Genomic DNA, 18383 nt, shown 5'->3' with positions numbered 1-18383 from the left:
CACCTCTTTATAATACTTACTTTGTTAATACGGCGCGGATTTTCTCCAATCGATGCTTTACTGAGCCATCGATCACGCGGCCTTCAACCTCAAGGACCACGCCGCCGATAATTTCTGGATCAACTTCATTTTCAAGATGAAGTGCCTGCAAGCCATACTTCTTGGCATAGCTGTCTGCAAGGCGCTGCAGCTGATCTTCATCTAGCTTCACTGCAGTCTTAGCGACACCCGTTCCGATGTGGTTGGCAACATTGTACAGGTGAATGTAGTAATCAATGATGTCAACCAAGTTGTCAAAACGATCATAGCTAAGCAAGAAGTTCAGAACTTCTTGAAGCTCTGCAGAAAAGCCCTGTTCAACCGCCGTCAAAAGATTCTTCTTTTGCTTAGCGTCCAAAACAGGATTGCTCAGAACCTGGACAAAACGGGGCTCTGCTTGAACTGCCCGCTTTAATTCAGTCAGTTCGCTGAACATGAGCTCTGTCTTGCCGCTGTCTTTGGCAAAATCAAAGATCGCCGTTCCGTAGCGTCTTGCCGTTTCTTCTCTACTTAAGGCCATTAATCGTTCAACCCCTTAATGAACTGATCAACTAAATCTTTTTGATCAGCAGCAGATAAGTTCTTAGCAATTACCTTTTCCGCAATCGTCACAGAAAGATCAGCAACTTCGTCGCGGGCTTCGTTCAAGGCGTCAGTCTTCGCTTGAGCTGCATCAGCCTTGGCCTTTTCCCGGATAGCGGAAGCTTCATCGTTTGCTTCGCTGACGATTTGCTTGCCGGTCTTTTGCGCATTACTCTTGGCATCGGAGAGAATCTGGGTTGCTTCTTGTCTTGAATTCTTCAAGGCTGCTTCCCGTTCATTGGCCAAAGTTTCAGCCTTCTTACGGTCGCTGGCAGCTTGATCCAAGTCATCAATGACTTTCTGACGGCGCTTCTCCATCATGTCCTTTACCGGGCCCCAGGCATAGTGCTTGACGGCCAGCAAAAGGATGCTGAATACGATTAAATACCAAAGGGTATTAATGATTGAGATTTCAGCGCCGGCGAATACTGGTTGAAATTCCATCGACAATCCTTCTCTCTCAATTTAGTAACTAATGTAAATTAACGTCTGATTAATTAAGGAACAAAATCAAGAAAGCGATAACGATAGCCAGGATTGGAACGGCTTCGATCAAACCAACACCGATGAACATGGTTGATCTCAAGTTACCAGCACTTTCTGGTTGGCGGGCGATGCTTTCGATCGTCTTTGAGATAACCTTACCGTTCCCCCATGAAGCAGCCAAAGCAGCGATACCAGCAACAAGTGCAGCAGCTAAATCCTTTAAACCTGTAGTCATAATAAAACCTCCGAAAAATTATTCTTGTGTAACCTTCTTGCCAATATAAACCATAGAAAGAGTTACAAAAACATACGCCTGGATAGAGCCAATGAAGACAGAGAAACCTTGCCAGATCATTGCGAGCGGCGCAGCCAGGATTCTGGTTACAATCCCCATGCTTGGCCCCAGCTGGTTCCCGATCAGAGTCAGCAGGACTTCACCCGCAAAGATATTACCGTAGAGACGCAGTGATAACGTCAAGAAGTTGGTAAATTCTTCAATGATGTTAATTGGCAAAAGGAAACCAACAGGACGTGCATAGTTCTGCAGGTAGCCCTTAGTGCCAAATTTCTGAATCCCGAAGGTAAATGACAGAAGCAAGGTCATCATCGCGAACGACATCGTCGTCACTGGATCAGCAGTTGGTGATTTGATGACCATATAGTCACCGACTTTCACTTCCAAGAACAACCCTAGTTGATTCATGCAGAAGATGAAAAGGAACAAAACAAAGGCGTAAAGAGACAGATGTTTTTGCGCAGCCGGGTCTTCGACGTTGTCCTTGACAATCCCGTCGGTAAAATCGATCAGGTATTCCAGGACATTTTGTTTCTTGTTCGGTTTCATTTCAACTTTACGTGAAAGAGCGTAACAAATGGCAAAAACCACAATTGCCATCAAGGTCGAACCGATAATGCCAACCATGTCGACATTCAGTCCGGTACCGTTAATATTGAAGACAAGTGATTTCTCCAATTCTTCGTGACCTCCCTTCTTGTGTTGAATTCTTCGAACACGTCATTTATTGTACACCAATAAAAATGAATTGGAACTTTTGCAATCGCTTTTATTGGCGATTTTTTAATTATTTAGTCCCGAAGATCCGGTCACCTGCATCCCCCAGGCCTGGGAAGATGTAGCCATTTGGCAGCAGCTTGTCGTCAAGGGCAGCCGCATAGATGTCAACGTCCGGGTGCTCGTCTTGCACGGCCTTGACGCCTTCTGGAGCAGCAACCAGGACAGCCAGCTTGATGTCAGTCACGCCCCGCTTCTTCAAGGCTTCGATGGCCAGGTTGGCGGAACCGCCAGTAGCCAGCATCGGGTCAACGACCAGGCATTCACGTTCCGTAACGTCCTTAGGAACCTTGAAGAAGTATTCTACCGGCTTCAAGGTTTCTTCATCGCGGTACATGCCAACGACGCCGACCTTGGCTGACGGAATCATTTCCAAAACCCCGTTGACCATGCCCATGCCGGCCCGCAGGATTGGCACGATGGTCAATTTCTTGCCGGCCAGTTCCTTTTGCACCGTCTTGCCCATTGGCGTTTCGATTTCAACGTCTTGCAAAGGCAGGTCGCGGGTGATTTCGTAGGTCATCAGACCGGCGATTTCGCCAACGATTCTCCGAAATTCATTTGATCCAGTTTCCTTGCGGCGAATAATCGTCAGCTTGTGCTGGATCAATGGATGGTTTAACACAGTGAACTTTCCCATATAGTTCCTCCATTCAAAAATACCATGTCATCTCTATTATAAATAAAAAAAGAAATGGTTTAAAGCCATTTCTTTTTTAAAAGCCGTGAATTGTACAGGTTAGACATGATGGCCGCCAGCAGCCTTGTTTAACCGGTTCATGTAGGCCAGGCTTTCCTCTCCTTGTTCAAAGCCCTCTACATAAATAGTTTTAATTTCTGACCGGTCGTCAAAATAGCGGAGGCCGGCAAATAGGTTGTGGTCAGCCTCGGTCAGATTTTTGCCTAAATTGAATTTATTTTCTGCAGGCAGGGGCAATTCCTCTAAAAGGTCACTGCTTGCCATAACCCCGCAAGAAGCATCCAGGTCCAGCTTGGCAAAAGTTTCCGCCTGGTCAACCACGTAAACCTGGGCACTTGGCGCGTAGTGGCGGTATTTCATCCCCGGCGCCTTCGGCACTTCCTTGTCGCTTACCTGGCCCCGGTTGATCAAGACTTCTTCGCCTAAGACCTGGCTGATTTCTTCTGGGGTAATCTTGCCCGGCCGCAAAACGACCGCTGGGGTAACTGACAAGTCAACGATAGTTGATTCCAGGCCCACTTCAGTCTCGCCCCCATCGACGATCCCGGCAATCTTGCCCTTTAAGTCATGATAAACATGCTGAGCAGTAGTCGGGCTCGGCTTGGTTGAAGTATTGGCCGAAGGCCCGACGATCGGGTAGCCAAGCTTGGCAATCAAGTCATGGGTCAGCTGGTCGTCCGGGCAGCGGAAGGCAACCGTTGGCAGGCCCCCGGTTACAGATTCCGGCAGGGCCCCTTCTTTAGCTAAAAGCAGGATAGTCAAGGGACCTGGCCAGAAGTGCTTGATCAGCTTCTCTGCCCGCTCTGGCACTTCCTTAGCGTAAGGCCGCATCATGGCTTCGTCAGCTACGGTCACGATCAAGGGGTTGTCACTGGGCCGGCCCTTGGCCGCGTAGACCTTCTTGACTGAATCATCCCGGGTGGCCAAAGCCCCCAGACCGTAGACAGTTTCGGTTGGAAAGGCAACTAGCTCCCCTTGGCTGAGCAGGCGGGCTGCTTCATCCAATTGTTCCCGTTTAAAAATCTTGGTTTCCATCATTTCTGCCACTCCCCAAACAGCATCCGCGGCTTGCCGGCCATGTCGCGGCGGAATTCCACCTTGAAGTCCGGCAATTTTTCGGCAAACAGAGCTTTCAGCTCATCTTCCTCGCTGAAGCCAAATTCCATGAAAAAGCGGCCGCCTGGATTCAAGTGGTCTCTGACTTCTTCAGCAAACTTCCGGTAAAAGGCCAGGCCGTCCTGGCCGCCAAACAGGGCTTCTTCCGGCTCATTGGCCAGAACGCTCTTGTCCATCACGTTCTTTTCACTCGGCTTGATGTAAGGCGGGTTGGAAATGATCAGGTCAAACTTGCCCAGGCCCAGCAAAACGTTGGCCTTGCGGGTGGTTACGTCCAGGCCGTAGTCCAAAAAGTTCTCTTCGCTGATTCTAAGAGGCGTGTCCTTAATGTCGCTGGCGTAAAAATGCAGGTCCTTAATCCCCTTGCCTTCGGCTTCTTTAGCCAGGGCCACGGTAATATTGCCTGACCCGGTTCCCAGGTCCAGAACGGTGTCGCCGTCTTTTAAGTGCTCCAGGGCCCATTCAACCAGTTCTTCAGTTTCAAAGCGGGGAATGAGCACGCCTTTAGCGACCTGCAGGCGGTAGCCTAAAAACCAGGCATAGCCCAGGATGTACTGGGGCGAATCCCCTTTAGCCAGGCGCTTCATGTCTTTTCTGACCTGCTTGACTTCAGCGTCAGTCAATTCCCGGTCCTGCTTAAGTTGGTATTCGCTCGGCGTCATCCCCAGCCGCTCAGCCAGCAGAAAGTCGATTTCCTCGCTCCGGGCGCTTTCGGCCAGTTCACTGGCCTCAATCCGCATTTCTCGTAAACTTTTAGGCATTTTCAGCCAGCTCCTCTAATTGCTTGGTTTGGTAGTAAACCGTCAAAGCATCGATGATTTCGTCCAGCTCCCCGTTCATGATCCGGTCCAGCTTGTTCAAAGTCAGACCGATCCGGTGATCAGTCACCCGGTTTTGCGGGTAGTTGTAGGTTCTGATTCTTTCCGACCGGTCACCAGTGCCGACGGCGTTCTTGCGCTTGGCGTCGTACTTGTCCCGGTTCTGGCTTTCGTAGTAGTCGTAAACCCGGGATTTCAGGATTTCCATGGCCTTGGCCCGGTTTTGCTGCTGGGACCGCTGGTCTTGCATGGCCACCACGATGCCAGTTGGCAGGTGGGTCATTCTGACGGCACTGGAAGTCTTGTTGATGTGCTGGCCGCCGGCACCGGATGACCGGTAGACGTCTACCCGGATGTCCTTTGGATCAAGGTCGATGTCAACTTGTTCATATTCTGGCATGACGGCAACAGTGGCGGTTGAAGTGTGCACCCGGCCGGCTGATTCGGTTACTGGGATCCGTTGCACCCGGTGGGCCCCGTTTTCATACTTCAGCTTGGAGTAGACCTTGCTGCCGGTAATCATAATGGCTACCCGCTTGTAGCCGCCAACTTCAGTTTGTTCGCTATCGACAATAGAGACGTTCCAGCCTTGGTTTTCAGCGTACTTTTCATACATTCTTAAAAGGTCGCCCGCGAACAGGGAAGCTTCATCCCCGCCGGCTGCCCCCCGGATTTCCATGATGATGTCCTTGTCGTCGTTAGGGTCCTTTGGCAGCATCAAGATCTTGATTTCGTCTTCCAGCTTGCTGATTTCGTCTTCCAGCTCAGAGTTTTCCATCTTGGCCATCTCAACCAGCTCAGCGTCTGAACCGTCAGCGATGATTTCCTTGTTGCCGGCGATTTCTTCTTTGTCGGCCTTGAACTTGCGGAACTTCTGCACGACTTCCCGCATGTCAGCTTCTTCCTTGGTAATTTCCATGTAGCGCTTGGTGTCAGCGATGACTTCCGGGTCCGCCATCATTTCCTGAATTTCTTCATAGCGCACTTCCAAGCTTTCCAGCTGTGCCATTACATTGTCCATTTAATCAATCCTTCCAATAAAAACTAGTCTCTTGCCTGATCGGGGTGGAAATAGTGGAAGCGGCAGACCGGGTAGTAAGCCTCGTCGCCGCCAATCTGCACCTGCTCGCCCTCATAGACGGGCAAACCGTCCTTGTAGCGCAGGGCCATGGTTGCCTTGTGCCCGCAAAAGTGGCAAATCGTCTTCATCTCTTCTATTTTATCAGCATAAAGCAAAAGATACTCGCTGCCTTCAAAAAGATGATTCTGAAAATCATTCTTTAGGCCAAAAGCCATCACCGGGATGTGCAAGTCATCAACAACCTTGGCGCACTGGATGACCTGGTCCTTTTTTAAAAACTGGGCCTCATCAATCAAGACCGCCGCCAAAGGATGGCCGTCCGCTTCCTGCTCTTGCTGGTTCAAAGCCGCGATGTATTCAAAGAGGTCCAGGTCCGGCTCAATTGGCCGGGCGCTGCGGCTGAGCCCGATCCGGGAGGCCACCACGCCGCGGCCGGACCGGGTGTCAACGCTGCTGGTCAATAAAGCCACCTTGCGTCCTTGAATCTCGTAGTTGTGGGCAACCTTCAAGATTTCAATCGTTTTGCCGCTGCCCATCGCTCCGTATTCGAAAAAAAACTGTGCCATATTCTCCACCTTTGTATTAATCTCGCTCAAATAAGTATAGTGTATTTTGCAAAAGTTTAAAAGCGTCGCATTTTAGCCGCTAAACTTTCCATCTTATGGTAAGATTTATCATAGTTTTAATGCAGAATAGGAAGTTAATCATGAGTTTTAAATCCAACATCGCAACTTTTGCCGGCAAGTCCTCTTACTGGTTCCTGCACAATGTCTTAAAGGGCGGGACCAGTTTCCCCGGCAAGCTGGCCATGAAGCTTGACCCAAACGTCCTTGAGCAGCTGGGCAGGGACTACGAAACTATCATCGTCACCGGCACCAACGGCAAGACCATGACCACGGCCCTTATCACCCAGACTTTGAAGGAAAAATACGGCGACATTTTAACCAACCCGTCCGGCTCCAACATGGCCCAGGGGATCGTAACCGCCTTTTTGGCCCATGGCCAGAAAAAAGTCAGCCGGAAACTTGCAGTTTTGGAAGTTGACGAAGCCAACGTCAAGGCCGTAACCCAGTTGGTCCACCCCAAGGCCTTTGTCTTGACCAACATTTTCAGAGACCAGATGGACCGCTACGGGGAAATCTACACGACCTATGAAAAGATCGTCGACGGCATCAAGCTGGCACCTGAGGCCACCATCATCGCTAATGGTGACGCCAGCATCTTCTCTTCGGTCGACCTGCCGAATCCAAAAGTCTTCTTTGGCTTTGAAACTGACCAGGACCAGCCGCAAAACGACCTCAAGGCCGCCGTCAACACTGACGGGGTCCTCTGCCCTAAGTGCAATCAGATCCTGCACTACCACGCCATTTCCTATGCCAACTTAGGCGACTTCTTCTGTCCGAACTGCGGCTACAAGCGGCCGGACTTGACCTACAAGCTGGAAAAGATCAGTGAGCAGACCCCAAGCCGGATCAAGTTCACCATCGAAGGCAAGGAATTCGCCATCAACATCGGCGGCACCTACAACATCTACAACGCCCTGGCTGCCTTTGCCTGTGCCAGAGAATTCGGCGTTTCCGCCAATGAAATCGCGGCGGCTTTTGCCAAAAACAAGCGCATCTTCGGCCGCCAGGAACTGATCCACTACCAGGGCAAGCAGATCAACATCATCCTGGTCAAGAACCCGGTTGGCTTAAACGAAGTCCTCAGCCTGCTGGATACGGAAAAGGACCACTACAGCCTGGCTGCCCTCTTAAACGCCCACCACGCTGACGGCATCGACACCAGCTGGATCTGGGACGGGAACTTTGAAAGCCTGGACCGGTCCAAGATCGACCAGGTCATCGTCGGCGGCGAGCGGCATAAGGACATGGCCTTCCGCCTGGAAGTTGCCGGCTTTGACCCGGACAAGCTGGTCATTGAAAGTGACTTTGACCAGCTGCCGGCCGCTTTTGAAAAGGCGCCGACCGACAAGATCTACATTCTTTCAACCTACACGGCCATGCTGCACCTGCGGCAGGTCTTCGCTGAAAAAGGCGTCTTAAAGAGAAGAATCAACTAGCATAAACAAGACAAGTAAGGCAAAAAAGAAAAAGACAAAAGAATAAAAAAGCAAATTAAAAATCCCGCGGTCAGCCGCGGGATTTTTTAGATTGCCGTAGTCAAGACGGCGACTACATTGATCAAGGCAACCAAGCCGGCAAAAAAGGCCACCGCCTTGTAGGTCGCGTTTTTGCTGAAGGCAAAAAGCAGACCTTCGATTAGGGCTACGGCGAATGCCGCGATCGCGGTGATGGCATAATAGGGCGACATCCGGCTGTTCACGCGGCCCAGGATGATGATAACCAGGCCGTAAACGGCTAAAAGCAGCCAGCCCTTTTGCTTATTGCTCAATTTCATGTATTGGTCCTCTTTCTAGCGGTTTTCCTGCAAAAAAGCGTTGATGATCCGGCTGCGCATGGTCAAAAAGATCTGGTTGTGCCGGGAGGGGTGGACCCGGTTGGTCAAAAGAATCAAGCCGGACTGCTTGACCTGGTCAAACAAGACCAAGGTGCCGGTAAAACCGGTATGGTAGATGATGGGATAGTTTTCCTTAGGGTCAAAGACCAGGTTCCAGCCCCAGGACCGGGCTTTCAGGCCAGCCGGCGTCTTAACCTGGTAGAGGTCCTGGATTGTCTCTTTCTTTAATGGCAAAAGGTCACTGACCCCCATGTAGCCCTGCCCCATTTTGACCAGGTCGCTGACGGTGCTGAAAAGGCCAGCTGACCCGCACCGCCGGCCTAATTGCTGGCCCTTGGGGTCATGGACGAAGCCCTGAATGACCTGGCCGTCAACTAATTCCGTTGGCACGCACTCGTCTTTTGGCGGGGCAAAGGTCGTCTCAGTTAAGCCAGCTGGCTGAAAAATCCGCTCACTGGCCAAATCCTGGACCGCTTTGCCCGTAATCCGCTCTAAAACCAGTCCTAAGAGGACAAAATTGGTGTCAGCGTAGCGGACGACCCGGTTAAATTCGCTGGTCACCGGCAAGCCCACGATCGCCTTCATCAAGTCCGGACCGGACAAGGCATTCCGGTTTTCAATCCAGCCCCGGATGCCGGATGTGTGGGTCAAAAGGTGGCTGAGGCGGACCCGGCTGTCCTTGAATTCCGGCACGTATTTTTGCAAAGGGTCAGCAAAGTCAACCTTTCCCTCTTCTCTCAGCTGCAAAAAAGCGGCGGTCGTGGCCAAAACCTTGGTGCAGCTGGCTAAATCATAGTAGGCAAAGGGGCTCAGCTGGCTTTTGGCGGGATAGATGCTGGCAAAGCCCAAAGTCGAGGCAAAAACCTGGTCCCCTTTTAAGAGGGCGTAGTTGACTCCGGGAACAATTCTTTCAGAAACCAGGCTTTCAATCAGCAACTGGGTTTTAGGAAAATTAAGCAAGCGGCGACTCCTTTCTAAAAGGCCCGTGCGGGCAATTAGCTCTATTATACGGCAGTTTTCACCCTTTCCAAGCCAGCTTGAAAATATTTAAGACTTTTTTTGCTGGAAGCCTTGACTTTTTCTTGCAAAGAAAGCATAATAATGAATGTCGGTAATTCGAACACAAACTTCGCCCGTTGGTCAAGTGGTTAAGACGCTACCCTCTCAAGGTGGAGTCATGAGTTCAATTCTCGTACGGGTGATTTACTGCGATGTAGCCAAATTGGTAAGGCAGTGGACTCTGAATCCATAATGTTCCGGTTCGAGCCCGGACATCGCAATAATACCGAAAGGCAAGTTCCTCTGGAGCTTGCCTTTTTTTGTCCTTTTCAGAGCAAATGAAAAAGTGCTAGATCTGTCTAGCACTTTTTTACCTGTTCAATTTTCGTTACTTAGTCACGTAGGCTTCCTTGAAATTCCACTCGCTCCGCTTGCAGATCCAGCCCTTGGCGTTTGACCGGATCAGCCAGGCATCGTCTTCGTAGTAAAGCGGGATGACGCCGGCATCATCAAGCAGGATGCTTTCAGCTTCGCTCATGTCCTTAAGCCGTTTTTCCTGGTCATTGGTGTTCTTGGAAGCCGCGATCAGCTTGTCATACTGGCCGTTTTTCCAGGAGCCGTAATTAGAGCTGTTCTTGCTGGTCAAAAGTTCCAGGAAGGAAATCGGGTCACCGAAGTCAGCGATCCAGTCTGACCCGCAGATCTGGAACTGGCCGGATTCCCGCCGGGCCAAACGGGTCTTAAACGGAACACTGGTAACCGTCAATTTCAGCCCTGGCAGCTGGGTTTCCAGCATGCTCTGCAGGGCTTCGCCAGTCTTCTTGCCCCCGTCGCTGTCACTAGTCAAAAGGTTCAAGGTCAAGCTGGACTTGCCAAGCTCACTCAAGCCCTTTTGCCAATATTCCTTGGCCTTGCTTGGCTGGTACTTGTAGAGGTCTTTGGCAGATGAAGAAATCATGCTGGTGTAGTCTTCCCCGTCATATTCAGTCAAGCCCTTGGCCGTGTAGGTATTGGCCACCTGGTTGTTGCCGCCCAGGATCCGGATCAAGTTCTCCCGGTTGATGGCCAGGGAGATGGCCTTGCGGATGTTGCTGTTGGCCAGGACCTGGTTCTTTTCGTTAAGCTCCAGGTAGTAGGTCCCCCCATTAGAGAGGCTGTAGTAGTTCTTCTTGCCTTTGAACTGCTTGGTCAAATTAGAGTCCAGTCCCAAGGCATCGATCTTGTTTGACTCGTAGAGGTTGTAGGCGGTAGTCGCCGTCTTGTTGACCGTGAAGCTGATCTGGTCAAGCTTAACGCTCTGCTTGTCCCAGTAGTCCGGGTTCTTGACCAGTTTCCAGGACAGGTTGGATCCTGTCCAGCCCTTTTGGACAAAAGGCCCGTTATAAGCCATGTACTTGGAAGCCGTCCCGTACTTGTCCCCGTATTTTTTGACAGCTTTTTCTTCCTGCGGGAAAAAGACCGGGAAGGCCATGAGGTCCTTGAAATAGGCCATCCGCTTCTCTAAAGTGACGACCAGCTTATATTTGCCCTCAGCCTTAATACCGAGGCTGGAAACCGGCTTTTTGCCGTTTTGAATGGCATCAGCATTCTTGATCCCGGAGAAAAGATAAGAATACTCAGCCTCGGTCTTGGGATTGACGGTCCGCCGCCAGGAATAGACAAAGTCCTGGGCAGTTACAGGCGTGCCGTCATTCCACTGGGATTTGCGCAGCTTGAAAGTGTAAGTCAAACCGTCCTTGGAGACCTGGGCGCTGGTGGCCAGGCCCGGGCTCTGCCCGTCCTTGCTGTTTCTGTAGAGTCCTTCCATGGAGTTGATCATCTGGCTGAAACTGACCACGTCCGTGGCCTTGGACGGGTCCATCGTAGTGATTTCCCCGCCGACTGACCAGTTCAGATCCTGCTTCTTCTGACTGCTTTCCTGCTTGCTGCAAGCTGTTAACGTTAAAGCAGCTAAAGCAAGTCCAGTCAAGGCAATTTTTCTTGATGACATCTTCCTTTACCCCCTCTTACTAAAACGGTAACATAAGCAATACTCTGCTTGCTCCCCTTAAATTGTAGCACTTAATGTGCTTCTTTTATTATTTTGAGGCAAAAAAAGGTCAAATTGAATAAAAAAAGAACAAGATCCGCGGATCTTGTTCTTCTTAATTTCATTTGTGAAAAATTACAGGCGGCTTGCCAATTCGTCGTGCAAGTCTTCGTAGCCTGGCTTGTTCAAAAGGCCGAACATGTTGCGCTTGTAAGCTTCAACGCCTGGCTGGTTGAATGGGTTGATCCCGTTCAGGTAGCCGGAAATGGCAACTGACAATTCGAACCAGTAGATCAAGTAGCCCAAAGTGTGTTCGCTCTGGTCAGCGATGTTGACAGTCATAACTGGAACCCCGCCGTCAGTGTGGGCCAAAACAACGCCTTCGTAAGCGCGGTCGTTGACATAGTTCATAGTCTTGCCGGCCAGGAAGTTCAGTTGGTCCAGGTTGCTTTCGTCGTTTGGAATTTCCACGTCAGCCCGTGGGCCAGCAACGCGGACAACAGTTTCCATCAAGTTCCGGCGGCCTTCTTGGATGTATTGGCCAAGTGAGTGCAGGTCGGTCGTGAAGTTGGCGCTTGACGGGTAGATGCCCTTTTGGTCCTTGCCTTCTGATTCACCCATCAATTGCTTCCACCATTCGCCAAACATTCTGATGCTTGGTTCGTAGTTTTCCAAAAGTTCAGTAGTGAAGCCCTTGCGGTAAAGGATGTTTCTCAAGGCAGCGTATTGGTAAGGAGAGTCCTTGCTTACGTCAGGGTCAGTGTAAGCAGCCCGGGCGTCAGCGGCACCTTGCATCAAGGCGTCGATGTCGCAGCCGGCAGCAGCGATTGGCAAAAGGCCAACAGCTGACAAAACGCTGAAACGACCACCAACATCATCTGGAACTACGAATTCTTCGTAGCCTTCAGCGTCAGCTTCAGTCTTCAAGGCACCCTTTTGGCGGTCAGTGGTTGCGTAGATACGCTTGGCTGCTTCTTCCTTGCCGTACTTTTCAATCAGCTTGGCCTTCAAAACCCGGAAGGCAACTGAAGGTTCAGTGGTGGTACCTGACTTGGAAATGATGTTCAAGGAGAAGTCCTTGTCGCCCAGCCAGTTGATCAAGTCTGACAAGTAAGTGCCTGACAGACTGTTGCCGCAGAAGACAACCTTAGGATAGTCGCTCTTTTCAGCCATGTAGAATGATGAGTTCAAGAATTCAATGGCTGCTTGGGCACCCAAGTATGAGCCACCGATCCCGATCCCGATCAAAACGTCGGAGTCGCTTTGGATCTTCTTGGCTGCTTTCTTGATACGGGCAAATTCGTCCTTGTCATAGTCAACCGGCAGATCCAGCCAGCCGCGGAAGTCGTTGCCGGCACCAGTGCCTTCGCGCAATTCCTTGTCAGCGGCGTTAACCATTGCTTGCATTTCCTTCAGTTCGTTTTCGTGAACGAAAGGAGTCAATTTACTACTGTCAAAACTTACTACACTATTCATTGATTTATGCTTCCTCACTAGAAAATGTTAAATAAATCATTCACAAGATAATAATATCATTGTTGCCCTTTCATTGCTAGCTTTTATTGCGTTTTTTTACACAAATTTGACCTAGCAAAAAATAGAGCCCATAGCCCAGCAGGACCCCGCAAGCATTGAAGAAGACGTCGTCAATGTCGCTGACCCCTGTCATGAGCAAAAACTGCAGGATCTCGATCGTCACCGACGCCAGGACCCCCAGGAAAAAGACCCGGCCAAAGCAGTGCTTGACTTGGAGCAAATTGGGCAAAAGGGCCCCGAAAGGCACGAAGGCCAGGATATTGCCCAGGGAGTTATAGTAAAAGTCGACCTTGCTCTGGGCATAAACCAGTTTCCAGGTATTCTTCATGAAGACCAGGTTGATGTTGCTGAGAGGCCGGTCCCAGTGAAAATTCAGTTCCCAAGGGAAATATGAAGACCTGAAGGTCGTCAGCATCAGCACCAGGAGAAAGTAAAAGACGAAAAGCCAGAGGCCAAATTCCGACCAGAGCCCGCGCCTTTTACGGACAGCCAAGAGCCAGATGACCCGGACCAGAGCAAAGAGCAAGAAGTAAAAAATCGTCTTGTCCAGGCCCTGCAGGGTTAACTTGATCAAGGCAAAGTGATTGATCCTGGTGGCGTACTGGCTGGCTAAATAATTGTATAAAGGTGCTAAAAACAACATGCTCACTGGGTCCAATCTACTAGAGTCTGCTTAAATTATACAAGCTTTTCCGGGGGAAGAATTTTAAGAAAGCAATAACTCTGGAGAAATGTTTGTCTATTTTTGTCACAACCTTTAAAATTAAGACAGTTATTAAAGGAGAACTACAATTGAAACACAGCAAATTTCTCGGCAAATTTCAAAGCCGGACTGGCTTTTTGGCCCTCCTGGTCATCTGCTACTGGCTGAAATACCTCTTTGTCGCCTACTGCGACTTCAATCTGGGCCTGGCCAATCCTCTCCAGCACATCATCATGTGGTTCAGCCCCCTGGGCATGAGCATCATTTTGATCAGTCTAGGCTTTTACTTTTCCAAGCCTCTGGCCTCCTACATCGCCATGCTGGCCCTTGACTTTGCCAACACGGCGCTTTTGTTTGCCAATGTCCTTTACTACCGGCAGTTTACCGACTTCATCACGGTTAAGACCATGGCCAACATCAGCAAGGTCTCCCAGGGCCTAGGCAAGTCCAGCGCGGCTCTTCTTGCCCCCAGCGACATTTTAATCTGGCTGGACCTGATCGTCATCGTCATCCTGCTGGCGGTAAAAGTAATCAAGATCGACCAGCGGTCATACGGCTTTTCCAGGACTTTTGCCATTACGTCCTTCGGCTTCTTCGTTTTGGGCCTCAACATGATGGTGGCTGAATGCAACCGGCCCCGCCTGCTCAAGAACACTTTTGACCGGACTTACGTGGTCAAGTACCTGGGCATTGACGTCTTTACGGTTTATGATGCCGTTAAGAACGAATCCAGCTCCACCGTGACCAAGAATGCCTCAACCAGCGAATTGAACAAGATCATCAACTTTACCCAGCAGAACTATGCTCCAGCTAATTCCGCGTACTTTGGGGCAGAAAAAGGGAAAAACGTGATCATCATCCACCTGGAGAGCTTCCAGCAGTTTTTGATCGGCTTAAAGATCAACGGCAAGGAAGTCACCCCCTTCCTTAATTCCCTGTATAAAAACAAGCACACCCTGTCTTACAGCAACTTCTACCACCAGGTGGGCCTAGGCAGAACCAGTGACGCGGAAAACATGCTGGAAACCAGCACCTATGGGATTTCCGACGGGTCACTCTTCACTTCTTTGGGCTCCAGCAACACCTTCCAAGCTGCCCCGCAGATCTTGCGGTCAAACAGCAACTACACTTCCGCTGTTTTCCACGGCAATGTCGGCAGCTTTTGGAACCGGAACGACGTTTACAAGAACATGGGCTACAACTACTTCTTTGACAAGAACTACTTCAGCCAGGAAAGCGGGGACAGTGCCGGCTATGGGCTGAAAGACAAGCTTCTCTTCGCTGAAAGCGTCAAGTACCTGGAAAGAATGCAGCAGCCTTTTTACGCCAAGTTCATTACGGTTACCAACCACACGCCTTTTGAACTGGATACAGCTGACCAAGACCCGGACTTCAAGACCAGCTCAACCAGCGACGCGACGATCAACAACTACTTTTTGACCGCCCACTACCTGGACCAGGCCTTGAAGGAATTTTTCAGCTACTTGAAAAAATCCGGCCTCTACAATAAGTCGATGATCGTCATCTACGGGGACCACTACGGCTTGAGCAATGAAGAGTACACCACCCTTGCGCCTTTGATTGGCAAGGATCCAAAGAACTGGTCCAGCTACAACACTGCTCAGATGCAGAAGGTGCCTTTCATGATCCATGCTTCAAACTTAAAGGGCGGGATCAAGTCAACCCTGGCTGGTGAAATCGACGTCCTGCCAACCATCCTCCACCTGCTGGGCATTTCCAGCAAGCAATACATCCAGTTCGGCACGGACATTCTGTCGGCTAAACACAAACAGATCGTCGTCTTCAGAAACGGGACGGTCATCAGTCCAAAATATGTCTTGATCGGGGGCAAGACCAGCAAAGGCAATGTCTATGACGCCAGCGGCAAGCTTTTGACCAAGCTGACTAAAAAGCAAAAGGCCGAAGTCAAGAAACTGGCTGCTTATGGCAAAAAGTCCCTGTCTTATTCCGATACCCTCAACAACAAGAACCTGCTCCGCTATTACACGCCAAAGGGGTTCAGCCCGGTTATCCCAAGCGATTACAACTACAGCACTAATTACCAGCAGATGATGGACCTGATTGCGCAGCTGGGCAAGCAGTCAACAGCCCTCATCAGCCAAAAGGGCGACACCAGCAAGCTCTACAAGACTGATGCCAGTGAACTGGCCAAGCGGCAAAGCGAGATTACCCAGATCCCGGAAAGCGTTCTGTCCTCGTCCAGCTCCGCGAATGAGAGCATGACTTCTAGTTCATCCAGCTCAAGCTCAAGTTCCAGCTCAAGTAAATCCAGCAACAAGGAAACTAAATAGAGCAAAAACAGAACAAGCAAAAAGCTTACCGGCAGCAGCCGGTAAGCTTTTTAGTCGCTATTCTTTATCTTTGGACTCTTTCTTGTCCTTTTTATCGTAGTGCTTCTCATGCCCCTCATCAAAGAGAGTGATCGTAAAGGTCGAACCTTCATGCGGCTTGGAAGTCACCTTGATTTCCCCGCCATGCTGCCGGACCAGGGAAAGAACGATCGACAAACCCAGGCCGGATTCACCGGTGCCGCCGTAGCGGGCCCGGGCCGGATCAGCCTTGTAGAAGCGTTCAAAGATGTACTTGCTTTGCTCCTGGGTCATCCCAATCCCAGTATCCTGGACGCTAAAGGTTGCCCCATGCTGGAAGCGCCGGCCCCTAAGCGTGATCGTACCGTCATTGGTAAACTGGATCGCGTTTTGGGTCAAGTTTACCAGCATCTGCTTGAAGCGGTCCTGGTCAGCATAAACAGGCAGGTCTTCCGGAGCATCGAGGATGATCTTGTCCCCGTTCTTAGCCGCGTTCTGACTCAATTGTTGCTGAACGTCATTCATAATCGTCCGGGCATTGAACTGGGACTTCATCATCTGGATCTTACCGCTTCTGATCTTCTCGTAGTCCAGGTTCTCGTTGACCAGGCGGATCAAGCGCTTGGTTTCCCGGCTCATGAGGTCAATGGACTCCGGAATTGATTCTTCTGGAATGGCGTCGTACTTCATCCCTTCCAAAAGGCCATTGATCGTGGTCAGAGGCGTCCGCATTTCGTGAGCCACGTCCTGCATGAACTGGTCCCTTCGCTCTTCCTGGGCCTTGACTTCTTCATTCGAGGCCTTCAAGGACTGAACCATTTCATTGAAGTTTTCGGCCAGGTCGTCGATTTCATCAGCGTGGCGGTGGTCAACTTGCACATCGAGATCACCGTCAGCGACCTTGCGGGCAGCCAAGGAAAGCTTCTTGATCCGGCCGGTTTGGTAGTAGGCCAGAACAAAGCTCAAGATCAGGCTGACCGCGAAGGTGATCACCAGGGCCCTGGCCAGGTTAGCCTTGGCCTGGCTGACGGTCTGCAGGACGTCCTTGACCCGGGAACCAATCATGATGGCTCCGACCACCTTCTTGTTTGACCCTGATCCTTGGATCTGGGGAACCACGACCCAGGTATAGCTTTCAGCGGCGAAAAGGCGGTTGCTCCGCTTTCTTAAGCCGTCCCGCTTTACCCGGCCCTGGATTTTCGGGGCAAGATCCCGCTGCTCGCTGCTGTGGTCGTCCTTGATCCGGACAACCTGCCCCTTTTTCAGCATCGATTTAGCTGACTTCTTTAAAATGTCATAGCCGCCAAGGGGATATGTCGTCTTAAAGTTCTTGTCCATCAAAAACAGTTTAAGATTTTCATCCCGCATGACGAAAGAAAACTTTTGCAAGAAATCCGCGGAAAAAACTGGCGGTGAATTCTTGCTCTGTGTCTTTTTAGAGTACAGCTGCAGGGTTGAAAGATTTTCGGCATAACTTTCCAAGCGCGTGTAGTTGCTTTGATAAGCTTGTTCCTTCTGGTAATTGATCGTTGAAAAGCCAATGATCATGACCGAAGTCAAGATAACTATCAAAAAACTCAGAATATGCTGATAAATCAGTTTCATGCGTTAACCTGTGAATCGTCAAACTTGTAGCCCACGCCCCAGACAGTTTGAATGATCTGCGGGCCAGACTTTTCCAGCTTCTGGCGCAGCTTCTTGATGTGGGCGTCGACAGTTCTTTCTTCACCGAAGTACTCGTAGCCCCAGACAAGTTCCAGGAGCTGTTCCCGGGAGAAGACCTGCTTTGGCTTTTGGGCCATGGTGTAGAGCAGGTCGAATTCCTTTGGCGTCAAGCCTTCAACCCGGTTTTCGTCGAAGTAGACTTCCCGCCGGCTCTTGGAGATCCGGATGTGGTTGGTTTCCAGGTCGAAGTCGTTGCTTGGGATGTTCTTCGGCAGGTTTCTTGGCTGCCCTTCCAGCATTACCCGCCGGTGCAAGGCCTTGATTCTGGCAATCAAGGCGATTGGGCTGAACGGCTTGGTTACGTAGTCATCAGCCCCGACGCCCAGGCCCAGAACCTGGTCTGATTCACTGTCGCGGGCCGTCAGCATAATAATCGGCACAGTTTCAGAAATCCGGCGGATTTCCTTGGCTACTTGAATCCCGTCCTTCTTCGGCAAGTTCAAGTCCAGAGTGATGATGTCAAAGTCCCGCGGGTGGGTCTGGAAAATTTCGACCGCTTCTTCACCGTCGTAGGCGGAAACTTGTTCCCAGCCTTCCTTCTTGAAGAACAATTCCATCATTTGTGAAACTGACTTGTCATCTTCTACCATTAAGATCTTCATTTTTTAACCCCTTAGCAAATAATTGTGCGTTCTGCACCATATTTTAATCCTAGCAAAAAAGTATCAAAAGCCGCCAATCATTCTGTGAAAAAATATTGAAAAGCC

Annotated in this window: 18 protein-coding genes and 2 tRNA genes; 4 read left to right on the top strand and 16 right to left on the bottom strand. The window is 50.4% G+C overall.

Going from position 1 to position 18383, the window contains the following annotated elements:
* Nucleotides 1-16: 16 nt before the first annotated feature.
* The 9 genes from atpH to ACYVUU_RS03505 form a co-directional block, all read right to left on the bottom strand.
* A complete protein-coding gene (atpH, locus tag ACYVUU_RS03545; protein WP_484499963.1) occupies nt 17-559 on the bottom strand; it encodes an ATP synthase F1 subunit delta in 543 nt (180 codons plus the stop codon).
* On the bottom strand, nt 559-1065 hold the full coding sequence (gene atpF / locus ACYVUU_RS03540) for a F0F1 ATP synthase subunit B (protein WP_439775777.1): 507 nt from the start codon (nt 1063-1065) through the stop codon (nt 559-561). Before atpF ends, atpH begins: the two co-directional genes overlap by 1 nt.
* A gap of 49 nt (nt 1066-1114) precedes the next feature.
* A complete protein-coding gene (atpE, locus tag ACYVUU_RS03535; RefSeq protein ID WP_412135881.1) occupies nt 1115-1342 on the bottom strand; it encodes a F0F1 ATP synthase subunit C in 228 nt (75 codons plus the stop codon).
* Between the two features lie 18 nt (nt 1343-1360).
* The gene (gene atpB / locus ACYVUU_RS03530; protein WP_270448249.1) at nt 1361-2080 is read right to left on the bottom strand and encodes a F0F1 ATP synthase subunit A; all 720 of its coding nucleotides are present in this window, start codon (nt 2078-2080) and stop codon (nt 1361-1363) included.
* A gap of 109 nt (nt 2081-2189) precedes the next feature.
* Nucleotides 2190-2819, bottom strand: a complete 630-nt coding sequence (upp, locus tag ACYVUU_RS03525; RefSeq protein WP_002880062.1) for a uracil phosphoribosyltransferase — start codon at nt 2817-2819, stop codon at nt 2190-2192.
* A gap of 99 nt (nt 2820-2918) precedes the next feature.
* Nucleotides 2919-3914 carry an L-threonylcarbamoyladenylate synthase gene (locus ACYVUU_RS03520; RefSeq protein WP_439775791.1) on the bottom strand — a complete coding sequence of 332 codons (996 nt, stop codon included), beginning with the start codon at nt 3912-3914 and terminating at the stop codon, nt 2919-2921.
* Entirely contained in the window at nt 3914-4756 is an 843-nt protein-coding gene (gene prmC / locus ACYVUU_RS03515; RefSeq protein ID WP_484499962.1) for a peptide chain release factor N(5)-glutamine methyltransferase, read from the bottom strand. The genes ACYVUU_RS03520 and prmC overlap by 1 nt, the downstream gene beginning before the upstream one ends.
* On the bottom strand, nt 4749-5834 hold the full coding sequence (gene prfA, locus ACYVUU_RS03510; RefSeq protein ID WP_439775779.1) for a peptide chain release factor 1: 1086 nt from the start codon (nt 5832-5834) through the stop codon (nt 4749-4751). The genes prmC and prfA overlap by 8 nt, the downstream gene beginning before the upstream one ends.
* Before the next feature lie 23 nt (nt 5835-5857).
* On the bottom strand, nt 5858-6460 hold the full coding sequence (locus ACYVUU_RS03505) for a thymidine kinase (protein WP_439775780.1): 603 nt from the start codon (nt 6458-6460) through the stop codon (nt 5858-5860).
* Nucleotides 6461-6600: 140 nt separating this feature from the next.
* Here ACYVUU_RS03505 and ACYVUU_RS03500 point away from each other — a divergent pair, with 140 nt between their 5' ends.
* The gene (locus ACYVUU_RS03500; protein WP_484499961.1) at nt 6601-7956 is read left to right on the top strand and encodes a MurT ligase domain-containing protein; all 1356 of its coding nucleotides are present in this window, start codon (nt 6601-6603) and stop codon (nt 7954-7956) included.
* Nucleotides 7957-8042: 86 nt separating this feature from the next.
* Here ACYVUU_RS03500 and ACYVUU_RS03495 read toward each other — a convergent pair whose 3' ends face one another.
* Both ACYVUU_RS03495 and ACYVUU_RS03490 read right to left on the bottom strand, forming a co-directional pair.
* The gene (locus ACYVUU_RS03495) at nt 8043-8294 is read right to left on the bottom strand and encodes a hypothetical protein (RefSeq protein ID WP_484499960.1); all 252 of its coding nucleotides are present in this window, start codon (nt 8292-8294) and stop codon (nt 8043-8045) included.
* 15 nt (nt 8295-8309) lie between these two features.
* Nucleotides 8310-9314 carry a serine hydrolase domain-containing protein gene (locus tag ACYVUU_RS03490; protein WP_484499959.1) on the bottom strand — a complete coding sequence of 335 codons (1005 nt, stop codon included), beginning with the start codon at nt 9312-9314 and terminating at the stop codon, nt 8310-8312.
* Between the two features lie 170 nt (nt 9315-9484).
* On the opposite strand from ACYVUU_RS03490, the gene ACYVUU_RS03485 reads away from it, so the two are divergent.
* Nucleotides 9485-9556, top strand: a tRNA-Glu gene (locus ACYVUU_RS03485).
* Between the two features lie 5 nt (nt 9557-9561).
* Nucleotides 9562-9634 (top strand) — tRNA-Gln (locus ACYVUU_RS03480).
* Between the two features lie 107 nt (nt 9635-9741).
* Here the strand turns inward: ACYVUU_RS03480 and ACYVUU_RS03475 are convergent.
* The 3 genes from ACYVUU_RS03475 to ACYVUU_RS03465 all read right to left on the bottom strand — a co-directional run bounded on the left by ACYVUU_RS03475 (nt 9742) and on the right by ACYVUU_RS03465 (nt 13561).
* Nucleotides 9742-11343, bottom strand: a complete 1602-nt coding sequence (locus ACYVUU_RS03475; RefSeq protein ID WP_484499958.1) for a peptide ABC transporter substrate-binding protein — start codon at nt 11341-11343, stop codon at nt 9742-9744.
* 174 nt (nt 11344-11517) lie between these two features.
* Nucleotides 11518-12858 (bottom strand): glucose-6-phosphate isomerase, encoded by a 1341-nt coding sequence (locus ACYVUU_RS03470; protein ID WP_439775785.1) that lies wholly within the window; start codon nt 12856-12858, stop codon nt 11518-11520.
* Nucleotides 12859-12934: 76 nt separating this feature from the next.
* Nucleotides 12935-13561 carry a VanZ family protein gene (locus ACYVUU_RS03465; protein WP_439775786.1) on the bottom strand — a complete coding sequence of 209 codons (627 nt, stop codon included), beginning with the start codon at nt 13559-13561 and terminating at the stop codon, nt 12935-12937.
* A gap of 149 nt (nt 13562-13710) precedes the next feature.
* Between ACYVUU_RS03465 and ACYVUU_RS03460 the strand changes: the two genes are divergently transcribed.
* The gene (locus ACYVUU_RS03460; RefSeq protein ID WP_484499957.1) at nt 13711-15933 is read left to right on the top strand and encodes an LTA synthase family protein; all 2223 of its coding nucleotides are present in this window, start codon (nt 13711-13713) and stop codon (nt 15931-15933) included.
* Nucleotides 15934-15990: 57 nt separating this feature from the next.
* Here ACYVUU_RS03460 and ACYVUU_RS03455 read toward each other — a convergent pair whose 3' ends face one another.
* A complete protein-coding gene (locus ACYVUU_RS03455; protein WP_439775788.1) occupies nt 15991-17556 on the bottom strand; it encodes a sensor histidine kinase in 1566 nt (521 codons plus the stop codon).
* Nucleotides 17553-18278: a response regulator transcription factor gene (locus ACYVUU_RS03450; protein ID WP_003613569.1), complete on the bottom strand. Its 726-nt coding sequence runs from the start codon at nt 18276-18278 to the stop codon at nt 17553-17555. The genes ACYVUU_RS03455 and ACYVUU_RS03450 overlap by 4 nt, the downstream gene beginning before the upstream one ends.
* Nucleotides 18279-18383: the final 105 nt, after the last annotated feature.

Source organism: Lactobacillus sp. WILCCON 0058 (assembly GCF_057198005.1).
The sequence above is the reverse complement of the archived record's forward strand: the minus strand, read 5'-3'. Positions and strand labels throughout refer to the sequence as shown.